The organism is Paraburkholderia largidicola (assembly GCF_013426895.1).
Lineage (GTDB): Bacteria > Pseudomonadota > Gammaproteobacteria > Burkholderiales > Burkholderiaceae > Paraburkholderia > Paraburkholderia largidicola.
The window spans coordinates 1183448-1195866 of the sequence record NZ_AP023175.1; the positions used below are offsets into that span (position 1 = coordinate 1183448).

Sequence of the window (12419 nt, forward strand, 5' to 3'; positions counted from 1 at the left end):
ACTCCCGGGAGTACATCAGTGAAGAAACTGCTTGCGGCTTTGACGGTTGCCCTGCTCGCCACCGTATCGATCGGCGCACACGCCAAAGATTGGACCACCATCCGCTTCGGCGTCGACGCCAGCTACCCGCCGTTCGAATCGAAGGGTTCTGACGGCAAGCTGGTCGGCTTCGATATCGACCTCGGCAATGAAATCTGCACGCGCCTGAAAGCGAAGTGCGTGTGGGTCGAAAACGACTTCGACGGCATGATCCCGGCACTGAAGGCGAAGAAGTTCGACGGCGTGCTGTCGTCGATGTCGATGACGCCGCAACGCGCTGAACAGATCGCTTTCTCGTCGAAGCTGTTCAACACGCCGACGCGCCTCGTCGCCAAGAAGGGCTCGAACATCCTGCCGACGGCGGAATCGCTGTCGGGCAAGTCGGTCGGCGTCGAACAGGGCACGATCCAGGAAACCTACGCGAAGACCTACTGGGAACCGAAGGGCGCGAAGGTCGTGCCTTACCAGAACCAGGACCAGGTCTATGCCGACCTGATCTCGGGCCGTCTGGACGCAGCACTGCAAGACGCTGTGCAGGCTGACATCGGCTTCCTGAAGACGCCGCGCGGCGCGGGCTTCCAGTTCGTCGGCAAGGATCTCGAAGACAAGAAGATCCTCGGCGAAGGCGCAGGCATCGGCATGCGCAAGGAAGATACGGACCTGAAGGCGGCCGTCGACAAGGCGATCGCCGAGATCATCAAGGACGGCACGTACAAGAAGATCGAGAAGAAGTACTTCACGTTCGACGTGTACGGCGGCTGATCGACACGGCAGTGCGTAGCGCGGTTCACCCGCGCGACGCGCCGGTATGCAGACGGGCTCCATTCGGAGCCCGTTTTGCTTTTGACGCCGAGACAGGAGGCGAGTCCATGCAGCGGCACAGCGTCGCCCGCGCTGCGCAAATGGGCTAAGATCGAACGATTCACGGCGCAGCCGTTGCGCGCGCCACCGTTTTCAGCAGTCAATCCGAAGTCATACCTCTGCAACTATAGGGCGCCCGCGCATTGCTGGCGGCGCCACACCAATCATGCAAACCCTCAATCATCCGCTGATTTCCCCGACCCTCGGCACCGCTCGCAGCCTGACGAGCTTCCACTACGGTCCGAGCGGTGGACAGAAGGTCTATATCCAGTCATCGCTGCACGCTGACGAACTGCCCGGCATGCTGGTGTCGTGGGCGCTGCGCCGCAAGCTCGAAGCGCTCGAAGCTGCCGGCAAGCTGCGCGGCGAAGTCGTGATCGTGCCCGTCGCGAACCCCATCGGCCTGAACCAGCATGTGCTCGGCCTGCTCGCTGGCCGCTTCGAAACGAACACCGCGCAGAACTTCAACCGCAACTTCTACAACCTGTTCGACCTGATCGAGCCCGTGATCGAAGCGCGTCTGACGACGGACGCCGACCAGAACCGCACGATCATCCGTCAGGCCATGGGCGAAGCGCTCGACGCGCAAAAGCCGCGCACCGAGATCGAATCGCAACGCCTCGCGCTGCAACAGCTGTCGTACGACGCGGACGTCGTGCTCGATCTGCATTGCGACTGGGAAGCGGCCCTGCATCTGTATACGAACCCGGACCTGTGGCCCGATGTCGAGCCGCTTGCGCGCTATCTGGATTCGAAGGCTTCGCTGCTCGCGGTGGATTCCGTCGGCAATCCGTTCGACGAGATTCACAGCTTCTGCTGGTCGGAATTGCGCACGCGCGTCGGCGACCGTTTCCCGATCCCGAACGGCTCGATCTCGGTGACCGTCGAGTTGCGCAGCCAGCGCGACGTGTCGTATGAGTTCGCGGAGCACGACGCGCAGGGCATCATCGAATATCTGACGCATCGCGGCGTGATTGCCGGCGAAGCCGCGCCGATGCCGCCGCTCGAATTCGCCGCGACGCCGCTCGCCGGCACCGAGCCGATCGTGACGCCCGTGAGCGGTATCGTCGTGTATCGCCAGGAAGTGGGCAAGTGGATCGATGCCGGCGAGCCCATCGCCGATATCATCGATCCGCTGACCGATCAGGTCATTACGTTGAAGTCGACGGTGGCGGGCGTGATGTATGCGCGCCATCTGTCGCGCTTCGCGCAGGCGGGCATGGAGATCGTGCGGATTGCGGGCGCGAAGGCGTTCCGCACAGGGCAGTTGCTGTCGGCCTGACGACATTCGCGGCGTGCACACTGCGTCGCATCGAATGAAAAACGCCCGCTTTATGCGGGCGTTTTCTTTGGCTCTGAATTCATGCATAACGACATTTGTTTCGTGACGGGCACTAAACAAACCTGCTCGTGACTCGCGTGGCGACGCGGCAAATATGAAGCATATGCACAGATTTGCGCACGAGCCTTTTGCGCGCAAAGCAATCGCTGTCGTATTTGTACTACATATTTAGCAAAAACATTTGCTGTCATATTCCTTTCCTTTCTCCTCGTTACATTTGCGCCCGTCGCGCGACCTGCCGCAGAGTCTGGCTCGCGATCGCCATTTTTCAATTCGGAGAAAGCTTTGAACAAGAAAGTACTTACCACCGCTCTACTCGCCTCGGCATTTGCAGGGACCGCGCACGCACAAAGCAGCGTCACGCTGTACGGCATCATCGATGCAGGTATCAGCTACGCAAACCACTCGAAGAACGCAGCAGGCGGCAGCGACAAGCTGTTCAAGTATGACGACGGCGTGGCGCAAGGCAGCCGTTGGGGCCTGCGCGGCACGGAAGACCTGGGCGGCGGCCTGAAGGCACTGTTCGTGCTCGAAAGCGGCTTCAACAGCGGCAACGGCACGTCGGGCCAGGGCGGCGCACTGTTCGGCCGTCAGGCGTTCGTGGGTCTGTCGAAGGACGGCATCGGCTCGCTGACGTTCGGTCGTCAATACGCGTTCACGACCGACTATCTGGGCAGCAACTATTCGACGGGTGGCCTGACGGTCGCTGGTAACTACGCTTACCACATCAACGACGTCGACCAGCTCACGTCGAGCCGTATCAACAATGCGGTCAAGTTCAGCAGCGCGAACTACGCAGGTCTCACGTTCGGTGCGATGTATGGCTTCTCGAACCAGGCTGGCGCATTCGGCGGCGCACCGACCGTCGGCACGGCGACGGGCTCGTCGCGCGCTTACAGCTTCGGCGTGAACTACGCGAACGGCCCGATCGGCCTGGGCGCAGCGTACACGGACATCCGTTTCCCGAGCCTGGCAACGCCGGCATTCTCGACGTCGATCGCCAACGTGAACACGAGCGCCACGACCACCACCGTGCGCGACCTGCGTACGTTCGGTCTGGGCGGCCGTTACATCATCGGACCGGCAACGCTGTACGCGCTGTGGACGAACACGCACTTCGAGCCGATCACGGGCGCGTCGACGACGTTCAACAACTTCGAAGGCGGCGCGAAGTATGCGTTCACGCCGGCGCTGACGACGGGCCTCGGCTACACGTACTCGCGTCTGACGGGCGCGACGACGGGCCACTTCAACCAGGTGGACGCAAGCGTCGACTACGCGCTGTCGAAGCGTACCGACGTCTACGGCCTGGTGATCTATCAGGACGCGTCGGGCAAGACGGCTTCGGGCGCACCGATCCAGGCTCAGATCGGTTCGTCGACGTCGTACTTCAACACGTCGGGTTCGGGCTCGCAGAACCAGCTCGCGTTCCGCGTCGGCATGCGTCACAAGTTCTAAGCTGTGTTGTCGGGCGAAGCGCTTGCGGGCGCTTTGCCTGAACGCTTGCAGATGGACTGGAAACGCCCCGCTTTTGTGGGGCGTTTTTGTTGGTGGTGATAGGTGAAAAGTGAAACTCAGGCTGCCAGCTTCATGCTGACGAGCCGGTTCAGGCTCACGCCCTGCTCGGCCGCCTGCATCGCCAGCGCGCGATGTTGCTCAGGTGGAATGCGTACTCTGAACTCGCCGCTATAGCGCTTCTCCGCGAGCGGCTCAGGTACGGCTTCACCTTGTTCGATCATGTCGGCGATGGCTTCCGCGACAGCAGCGCGTATTCCCTTGAGCGCGGCGTCGGGCGAACGGGCAAGCCACGAAAGGGATGGAAACTCCGCGCACAGCCCCACATGTTCGCCGTCTTCCGGCGACCAGGTGACGCGGTAGGTGTAGTGATCAGCGGGCACGTTGACTCTCCTTCAGCTTATCGATGGCCTGCAGCACCTGGCGAACCTGGTATGCCTTGGCCTTTCCTTTTTCGTTTTGAATATTGACGCGTGGATCGCCCATCCAGGGCATGCGGAAAACTGCGTGACTCGAACCCGATTGACGCGGCTTTCCGAAATACTCCTCGCAGACCTTGAACAATGCCGTGTAACGGACGTTCGCGGGTTCACGACGCATTTGTTCAAGGATTTTTTCTGTCATGCACGAATGGTACCATTAATGGCACCATTCGGTCGGCGCGGCCGTGATGTACGGGTAACAGATCTACACTAATCCGGCGACACAAAAATCCGCACTTCCCCGTCCGCCGTCGGCATCGTGAAGTCATTGATGCGGTCCGCGCGGACGTCGAAGAGCAGGCGTTCCAGGCGCTCGAGCCGTGCCGCCTTTTCGCCGGCGTTCAACGATAGCGTGTCCGAATCCTTCATCAGCGCCATACGCGCGGCCATGATGCGCGCGACTGCGCTCGATCTCGATGTGAAAACCTCTTCCATGTCGGGTACTTCCTTCCCGCTGCGGCCACATGGAAAGCGTCATTTCGCATGCCGCGCCAGCTATGTTCGTCAAAAAGTGGCGCCCGCGTAGCCGGGCGCGCGACGATTCTATGAGCTTGCGCAAATTCTTGCCGCGCCGTTGACATGCACCTCGCCGTCCCCGTTCGGGCAATATCAATCAATCATTGCTTATGATAAATATAAAAAACATTAACTATCATAAATGAATCGATGATCCTACTCTTCAGTTCATCCCACGGCATCGTGCGCAAGCAGCGATGCGAAACACCGGGATGAGCAACAGGAGTGGATCATGAACACCGCCGCCCAATCGCTGCACTCTCAGGTCGAAAAGTGGCTCGCCCCCGGACCACTGGGGCAGATTCGGGTCGTGCGGTTCGGTCATCGGCGCAGGGACGGAACGAGATACGCGCACGTCGAGGCATCGACGACGCGCGGCGCGCGGGCAATCTTCTTCTTTCGTCATCACGACGGCGGCTGGTGCGTCTTTCCGCCTCAAGCAGGCGGACCGTCGATGTCAGCGCATCTCGGCGTGTACTGCTAGTCCCGTCGCCAGAGCGCCGATCGACTTCAACTCGCCGAGACCAGCTCCGCGAACTTTTGCACATCGACATTGCCGCCGCTGATCAACACGCCGATCCGCTTGCCCTTGAGCTTGTCCTTCATCTGGCGTGCGGCGGCGAAGCCCAGACAACCGGTCGGCTCCACGACGATCTTCATCCGGGCCGCAAGGAAACGCATGCAATCGATGAGTTCCGCGTCGCTCGCCGTGAGCACATCGGTGACATCGCGCTGGATGATCGGGAACGTGTACTGGCCGAGATGCTGCGTTTGCGCGCCGTCGGCGATCGTCTTCGGCGTCTCGATGTGAACGATCTTGCCTGAGCGGAAAGACTGCTGCCCATCGTTGCCCGCTTCCGGTTCTACCGCGTAGAGCGCGCAGTCCGGCGACAGCGCGCGCGTCGACAGCGCCGAGCCCGACAGCAATCCGCCGCCGCCGAGCGGCACGAAGAACGCGTCGAGCGGCCCGACTTCGTCGAACAGTTCTTTCGCCGCCGTACCCTGCCCGGCCATCACATCGGGGTGATCGTAGGGCGGAATCAGTGTCAGGCCGTGCTTCTGCGCGAGGTCGCGGCCAATCTGCTCGCGGTCTTCCTTGTAGCGGTCGTAAATGACGACGTTGCCGCCGTAGCCTTTGGTCGCCTCGACTTTCATGTGCGGCGCGTCGTGCGGCATCACGATCGTTGCGGGCATGCCGAGCAGACGCGCGGACAGCGCCACGGCCTGCGCGTGATTACCCGACGAAAACGCGACCACGCCCTGACGGCGCTGCTGCTCATCGAACTTCGACAACGCGTTGAACGCGCCGCGAAACTTGAACGCGCCCATGCGCTGGAAGTTTTCGCATTTGAAGAACACTTCGGCGCCGAACATGTCGTTGACGGTCCGCGAAGTCAGAACGGGCGTGCGGTGCGCGACGCCTTCGAGCCGCCTGGATGCGGCAACGACGTCGTCATAAGTGGGCAGAGTGAGCATGGTGGTCCGGGAGACAGGGTGTTGAGCGACGCGGGCGTGGAACGCGCGAGCTACAGCGACGCGCAATTATCCCGCTGGATTGATCGAATTGTGATTAGACATATTGTCTATGTCAATACATTTTGTAAATCGACGCCGCCGTGCAGTGCTATTTGCGCCATGGAGGCGGATCCATCGCGGCCCGCGCCGCGTCGAGAAAGAGCCGCACGCGGGCAGGCACGCCCTTTCGCGTCGGCACGAGCGCGACGATGGGCGCTGGCGCCAGCCGCCATTGGGGCAGCAAACGCTTGAGCTTTCCGCTTGCGATCAGCGCGCCCGCGTCCCATTCGGATCGCATCATGATGCCGAGCCCGCGCATTGCCCAATCACCGATCACACCGCCATCGTTCGACGACAGCGCGCCCGTCACGCGCACCGTCACCGCCTTGCCCTGTTTCGCCTGTTTGCCTGACGCCTGCTCGAAACGCCAGCGCGATACATCCTCGTCGTTCTCGCGCAGGCACAGACAAGGCAGATGCGTGAGTTCATGAGGATGTTCGAGCGCGGCAAGACTGGCCGCCAGTCGCGGGCTCGCGCACAGATAACGCTCGTTCGGCGCGAGCACATGCGCGACCCACGATGAATCCTTCATTTCGCCGATATGGATCACGATATCCGCGCCCGCGCTGTCAGCAAGCGGGTTATCAGAGAGAGTCAGGCTTGCCTTCACGTTCGGGTACATCAGGTGAAAGTCCCTGAGAACGGGCGCCACGTGAACGCGTCCGAAACCCAGCGGCGCGACGATGCGCAAGCTCCCCGATACCGACTGATGTTCCGCGGCGATCCGCTCAGGCAGCGTTTCGAGACGTTCGAGCAGATCGATTGCTTCGAGCATCAGACGCGTGCCTTCGTCCGTGAGCGAGATGCCGCGCGCCTCGCGCACGGCGAGATGCACGCCGAGGCGCTCTTCGAGCTTCTGCAGCCGCACGGTGAGCGCGGGCGGCGTGACGTCGAGCAGTCGTGCGGCACCCGCAAGCGAATGCGTCGTGCCGAGCGCCCTGAACATGCGCATGTCGTCGAGATCGATCATTAAACTCAATTAAATGGAAGGTTGATGGATCATTAACCACACTATAGCCCAACGGCTCTACAGTCAATGCGCGCACACTTGCCACAAGGAAAGCACCGTGAGTCTCGCCTCGCTCAATACGCCCGCTGCCATCGTCGATGTCGACGTCATGACGCGCAACATCCAGCGCATGCAAACGCGGATGGACGCACTCGGCGTCAGGTTCCGACCGCACGTCAAGACGACCAAGTGCGAGCAGGTCGTGCGCGCGCAGCTTGCCGCCGGCGCGCAAGGCATCACCGTTTCGACGCTGAAGGAGGCGGAACAATTCTTCGCTGCAGGCATAGACGATATCGTCTATGCCGTGGCCATGGCGCCCGGCAAACTCGAACAGGCACTACAACTGCTCCGCCGTGGCTGTCGCCTGAAGATCATCACGGACAGCGTCCATTCGGCGCAGGCCATCGTGGCGTTCGGCAATGCTCATGCGGCGACCTTCGAGGTGTGGATCGAAGTCGACGTCGACGGACATCGCTCGGGCATCGCGCCGGATGACGATCTGCTGCTCGAAGTCGGGCGCATTCTGCACGAAGGAAAAATGAAGCTGGGCGGCGTGCTCGCGCACGCGGGCTCGAGCTACGACTACAGCACGTCGGCAGAGCTCGAGCGGATTGCGGAACAGGAGCGCGCCGGCTGCGCGCATGCGGCCGAACGGCTGCGCGCGGCGGGTCTACCTTGCGACACGGTCAGCATCGGCTCGACACCCACCGCGCTCGCCGCGCGGCATCCAGACGGCGTGACGGAAGTGCGCGCGGGCGTCTACGTATTCTTTGATCTCGTGATGCACAACGTGACCGTGTGCGGCATCGACGAAATCGCGCTCAGCGTGCTGACCACGGTGATCGGTCATCAGGAGAGCAAAGGCTGGGCAATCGTCGACGCGGGCTGGATGGCGATGAGCCGCGACCGCGGCACGCAGCGCCAGAAGCAGGACTTCGGCTACGGGCTCGTCTGCACCGAAGACGGCGTGCCTGTCGAAGGCTTCGTGATGAGCGCCGCGAATCAGGAGCATGGCATCGTCTCGCAAGCCGGCGTACCGGACACGTCGATCGCGCAGCGTTTCCCGGTTGGCACGCGATTGCGTATTTTGCCCAACCACGCATGTGCGACGGGCGCTCAACATCCCGAGTATCACGCGCTGTCACGCGACGGCAGTGTGTCGGCGTGGCCGCGATTTTATGGCTGGTGAGCGGGCGGGAATAACAACGCCGCGTCACTTCGCATCGTTGTACACCGTCGCTCGCGATACGCCCAGGTGCGCCGCAATGATTTCCATCGACTTGCGCACCTCCAGAAAACCCGCCTGCTTCAACTCCTGCATCAACGCGCGCCGATGCTCCGTCTTCAGCGCCTGCGGCGTGGTGGACAGCGACATCGCGTACTGGTCGATGCGCTCCCTGATCGCCTCGGCATTTGCCGGATCGAGCGATTCCTTTACGCCTGCGCCCGAAGCCGTACAAAACTGCTCCAGCACATTCTGGATACCGCGAAACAGATTCAGATCGACGTTCAGACACAACGCGGCGACATAGCGTCCCGACGAATCCTTGATCCCGACCGACGTGCTCTTCGCGCGGCGGCCGTCGCCGAACTGGTTCGGATAGTTGGTCAGCAACTGCGGGTAGTCTTCGTCCGCGATCCGCGCGAGTCCGAGTTCCGTTGCCGGGTCGCCGACAGCGCGCCCAGACAGGTTGTTGTGTATCGCGAGAATCGCATGCCCCGGGTCGCGCAGATCGTGGACGACGACTTCGCAAAATGGGGCGAACGTCTGCCCCAGACCGTCGGCGATCTGCTTCACCTGATCGAGAAGCGACTCGTGCTCCCGCGCCAACGCGCTTTTTTTCATGATAGACGTTTCATCTAATATTACTCATATTGTACAGTCAATTGCGGTCGCATCCGTAGCGAACCGAAGTGTCGTGCGGTTTCATTTCTCTTGAACGCGATCCGGCATCGCCTATATTTCGACTCATGCATGCCGCATCGAACGCAGCGCCTCGAGTCGTAACGACGTTGCTAAACGAGTGAGGCCGCTCATGTGCAATACGTATGAATATCCACGGCAGTACAAAGGCTCGGGCCGCCGGCAATTTCTCAGGTTGACGAGTGCTGCGGCCGTCGCGGGCTTTGCCCAGATCACGTTCCTGTCCGGCGTGGCACGCGCCGATGCGCTGACCCGGGCGCAGCGCGACCGGATGTCGCCGCAAGACATCATCGACGACATGAAAAAGGGCAACGCGCGCTTCCAGAAAGGCGAGCGAAAACCACGCAACTATCTGCGCGAGCAACGCGCAAGCGCAGCGGGGCAATATCCGGCCGCCGTGCTGCTGAGCTGCATCGATTCGCGCGCACCCGCCGAGGTCATCATGGACCTCGGTATTGGCGACATCTTCAACTGCCGCGTTGCGGGCAACGTCGAGAACACCGACATCCTCGGCAGCATGGAGTTTGCGTGCAAGCTGTCGGGCGCGAAGGTCGTCGTCGTGATGGGCCACACGGCCTGCGGCGCGATCAAGGGCGCCATTGCGAACGCCGAGCTGGGCAATCTCACCGCATTGCTCGACAAGATCAAACCCGCTGTCCAGGCGACCGAGTACACCGGCGAGCGCTCCGCGACCAACTATGAGTTCGTGAATGCCGTGGCGCGCAAGAACGTCGAACTGACGATCGGCAACATACGCCGCGATAGCCCTGTGCTGGCCGACATGGAGCAGCAAGGCGCGATCAAGATCGTCGGCGCGATGTACAACCTGAGCACGGGCGCGCTGGCGTTTTTCCCCTGATCGGCGGGTTGACGGGCGGGTTGATGTGCATCTGACAGGGCGATTGAATATTCTGTTACCCTGCGCCCTTTCTCCCAGCTTGAACCCGTATAGATGGATACCCCTTTCAACGAACGCGGCGTGTCGGTCACGCGCAATGCGCTGTCGGCGGCCGGCCAGGTCTTTCCGTTGCGCGAGATCAAAGACGTGCGCGTCGTTACCGTGCAGAAGAACAGGCTCGTGCCCTGGGCGATTTCGCTGGTCGGCGCCGTGGCCGCGGTAGTCGGCGGCGTGTTTGCGTCGCCGGCGGGTGTGGTGGTTGGCGTGATGCTGATCGTCGTCGGCTGGCTCACGTGGATTACGCAGGACGTCACGCATCGCCTGATGGTCCAGACAGCGGGCAGCGAACGCGAAGCCCTGTCGAGCATCGATCTGTCGTTCGTCGAACGCGTCGCGCAAACGGTCCGTGACGCGCTCGCCTCGGCCGGCGCCGCTGCCGCCGCGCCGAAGAACCAATAAAACTCGCGCGCCGCCTCGCCGTCTTTACACAAAATTGACGGCGCACGTAGTCTTTTTTTGCATCGGGTTGAGATGCAGCCCGCTACAGTGAATGCGTCTCCACAGCCGCGCCGCCCACTTCGAGGCGGCGCATCGACGATGCATACCGCTTTCGCTTCATCGCGCACGCTGCCGCGCCGCGCGCCCGCCATCGACCGCTCCACACAACCCGCCCTGTCGCTCGTGACGCTCGACGTGACCGTGCCCGGCACTTCGTCGGCAGCGGGCCGCCGCGCGCTGCTCGCGGCGCTCGGCGAAGGCTCGCGTCTGTTCGTGATGACGGTCGACAAACGCAACGACGCCATCACGTTTCGCGTCGATGTGATGGCGCGCAGTGTCGGCGATGTGGTCGGCGCACTCGCGGGCGTGCTGCGCCGCGCGACGATTGGCCGCGTGCGCTCGATCGCGCTCGCGCATCAGGTCGTGCCGCAGCACTGAAGCAAGGCCACACCTTCACACATTTTTGCAGGTCGCGATGCTCGCGCGCGTAGAGTCGGCGCTCCTGTCATCTCGCGTGTCCTCGCGCCAGGCCCGCGCACACCGTCGGGCCGGATCGACTGCACCCGCCGACGCCTGAACGGCTCGCACGGCTGGCATCGGAGGTCACGCACTTCTGCAAGGTGTGTGCGATGTCTGTCCATTTCTTCCGGCGCCTCGCCGGCTTTGCGGGCGCGTCGATCGTGCTCGCGCTCGCGGCCTCGCTCTCGGCCTGTTCAACGCCGATTTCCACGCCCGTCCCGCCCGCGACGAAAGCAAGCCTCATCAACGAAGGACGCGACGGCCTGCTCGTGCTGCTGTCCGCGGAACGCAGCGACACGCGCGGCCGCGCGTCGATCGGCTTGCCCGTGCAGATGGACGGCAAGGCTGTCTATCTGATGCTCGATACGGGCACGACGGGCGTGCGCGTGCTGTCGAAGGTCTTGCCGCGTTCGAGCTATCCCGTTGCGGGCACGCGGACCTCGTACACGTTCGCCACGGACGCGCAGGTTTCCGGCGCAACCGTCACCGTGCCGTTCAGCATCGCCGGCACGAAGCCCGTCGATCTCGCCGTGCAAGCCGTCGACGAAGTCAGCTGTCTGAAGATCAACAAGCGCTGCGTTGCGCAGGATGGATACACGGGCGAGTTCGGCTGGGCGTTCTCGGGCATTCTCGGTATCGGCGCCGACGATCCGCGCGATGCCTGCTGCACGCAGCCGCTGCGCGCGCTGCCTGCGAACATCGGCCAGCGCTATCTGGTGCGCGCCAATCTCGATCGTCCGTTGCTCGTGTTGAGTCCATCGAATGCGCTGACGAAAGACTTCACGCTCGTCCCGCTCACGATGGGCAAGGACGGCTCCGCGCAATGGCCGGTCGGCTGCGTGCAGGTCGGCAGCAAGATGCGCTTCTGCGCGCCCGTGGTGTTTTCGACGGGCGGCACCGACATGATCCGAGTCGAAACCGACAAGGCACCCGACTGGGCCGACGACGTCGACGAACACAAGCCGTTCGCGCAAGGCAACTACGACGTGGTGCTGGGCGTAGGCGACTGGGCACACCGCTTCAACGACGCGCAAACCATCATCGCGAAGGCCGCGCGCGGCGGGAACCGCATCGTGATCGGGCTGATGGCGCTGCAGAACATCGACTTGTACTTCGACTTCGCGCATGGCCAGCTCGGACTGCGCGCGCCGCGCAACATCGAGCGCATGGGCAACTGACGCAAGTTCCACTCAGACTGCAAACAGAAAGCCGCCGCGCGATGCTCAATCGCGCGGCGGCTT

General features: G+C 62.4%; 15 protein-coding genes. 9 read left to right on the plus strand and 6 right to left on the minus strand.

Annotation, left to right across the window (positions count from 1 at the left end; genetic code table 11):
* The first annotated feature begins 18 nt into the window (after nucleotides 1-18).
* The 3 genes from PPGU16_RS21865 to PPGU16_RS21875 all read left to right on the plus strand — a co-directional run bounded on the left by PPGU16_RS21865 (nucleotide 19) and on the right by PPGU16_RS21875 (nucleotide 3700).
* Entirely contained in the window at nucleotides 19-801 is a 783-nt protein-coding gene (locus PPGU16_RS21865) for an ABC transporter substrate-binding protein (protein WP_180724874.1), read from the plus strand.
* Nucleotides 802-1066: 265 nt separating this feature from the next.
* Nucleotides 1067-2182, plus strand: coding sequence for a succinylglutamate desuccinylase/aspartoacylase family protein (locus tag PPGU16_RS21870; protein WP_180724875.1), 1116 nt, complete (start codon nucleotides 1067-1069; stop codon nucleotides 2180-2182).
* A gap of 345 nt (nucleotides 2183-2527) precedes the next feature.
* On the plus strand, nucleotides 2528-3700 hold the full coding sequence (locus PPGU16_RS21875) for a porin (protein ID WP_180724877.1): 1173 nt from the start codon (nucleotides 2528-2530) through the stop codon (nucleotides 3698-3700).
* A 116-nt stretch (nucleotides 3701-3816) separates the two neighbouring features.
* On the opposite strand, the gene PPGU16_RS21880 is transcribed toward PPGU16_RS21875, so the two are convergent.
* From PPGU16_RS21880 to PPGU16_RS21890, 3 genes are all read right to left on the minus strand, one after another.
* A complete protein-coding gene (locus tag PPGU16_RS21880; RefSeq protein ID WP_180724879.1) occupies nucleotides 3817-4140 on the minus strand; it encodes a type II toxin-antitoxin system HicB family antitoxin in 324 nt (107 codons plus the stop codon).
* Nucleotides 4130-4381, minus strand: coding sequence for a toxin HicA (locus PPGU16_RS21885; RefSeq protein WP_197986851.1), 252 nt, complete (start codon nucleotides 4379-4381; stop codon nucleotides 4130-4132). Before PPGU16_RS21885 ends, PPGU16_RS21880 begins: the two co-directional genes overlap by 11 nt.
* Before the next feature lie 68 nt (nucleotides 4382-4449).
* On the minus strand, nucleotides 4450-4674 hold the full coding sequence (locus PPGU16_RS21890) for a hypothetical protein (protein ID WP_180724880.1): 225 nt from the start codon (nucleotides 4672-4674) through the stop codon (nucleotides 4450-4452).
* 313 nt (nucleotides 4675-4987) lie between these two features.
* Between PPGU16_RS21890 and PPGU16_RS21895 the strand changes: the two genes are divergently transcribed.
* Nucleotides 4988-5239, plus strand: a complete 252-nt coding sequence (locus PPGU16_RS21895; RefSeq protein WP_180724882.1) for a hypothetical protein — start codon at nucleotides 4988-4990, stop codon at nucleotides 5237-5239.
* A gap of 26 nt (nucleotides 5240-5265) precedes the next feature.
* Here the strand turns inward: PPGU16_RS21895 and PPGU16_RS21900 are convergent, their stop codons facing one another.
* Together PPGU16_RS21900 and PPGU16_RS21905 are read right to left on the minus strand one after the other, a co-directional pair.
* Entirely contained in the window at nucleotides 5266-6231 is a 966-nt protein-coding gene (locus tag PPGU16_RS21900) for a threo-3-hydroxy-L-aspartate ammonia-lyase (protein WP_180724883.1), read from the minus strand.
* A gap of 148 nt (nucleotides 6232-6379) precedes the next feature.
* Nucleotides 6380-7300 (minus strand): LysR family transcriptional regulator, encoded by a 921-nt coding sequence (locus tag PPGU16_RS21905; RefSeq protein WP_180724885.1) that lies wholly within the window; start codon nucleotides 7298-7300, stop codon nucleotides 6380-6382.
* Between the two features lie 97 nt (nucleotides 7301-7397).
* On the opposite strand from PPGU16_RS21905, the gene PPGU16_RS21910 reads away from it, so the two are divergent.
* Nucleotides 7398-8528: a DSD1 family PLP-dependent enzyme gene (locus tag PPGU16_RS21910; protein ID WP_180724887.1), complete on the plus strand. Its 1131-nt coding sequence runs from the start codon at nucleotides 7398-7400 to the stop codon at nucleotides 8526-8528.
* 24 nt (nucleotides 8529-8552) lie between these two features.
* Here the strand turns inward: PPGU16_RS21910 and PPGU16_RS21915 are convergent, their stop codons facing one another.
* Entirely contained in the window at nucleotides 8553-9185 is a 633-nt protein-coding gene (locus PPGU16_RS21915) for a helix-turn-helix transcriptional regulator (protein ID WP_180724888.1), read from the minus strand.
* Nucleotides 9186-9375: 190 nt separating this feature from the next.
* Between PPGU16_RS21915 and PPGU16_RS21920 the strand changes: the two genes are divergently transcribed.
* The 4 genes from PPGU16_RS21920 to PPGU16_RS21935 all read left to right on the plus strand — a co-directional run bounded on the left by PPGU16_RS21920 (nucleotide 9376) and on the right by PPGU16_RS21935 (nucleotide 12356).
* Nucleotides 9376-10122, plus strand: a complete 747-nt coding sequence (locus tag PPGU16_RS21920; protein WP_180724890.1) for a carbonic anhydrase family protein — start codon at nucleotides 9376-9378, stop codon at nucleotides 10120-10122.
* Nucleotides 10123-10215: 93 nt separating this feature from the next.
* Nucleotides 10216-10620 carry a DUF6232 family protein gene (locus PPGU16_RS21925; protein ID WP_180724892.1) on the plus strand — a complete coding sequence of 135 codons (405 nt, stop codon included), beginning with the start codon at nucleotides 10216-10218 and terminating at the stop codon, nucleotides 10618-10620.
* A 138-nt stretch (nucleotides 10621-10758) separates the two neighbouring features.
* A complete protein-coding gene (locus tag PPGU16_RS21930; RefSeq protein ID WP_180724894.1) occupies nucleotides 10759-11097 on the plus strand; it encodes a hypothetical protein in 339 nt (112 codons plus the stop codon).
* A gap of 191 nt (nucleotides 11098-11288) precedes the next feature.
* On the plus strand, nucleotides 11289-12356 hold the full coding sequence (locus tag PPGU16_RS21935) for a hypothetical protein (protein WP_180724896.1): 1068 nt from the start codon (nucleotides 11289-11291) through the stop codon (nucleotides 12354-12356).
* Nucleotides 12357-12419 lie beyond the last annotated feature (63 nt).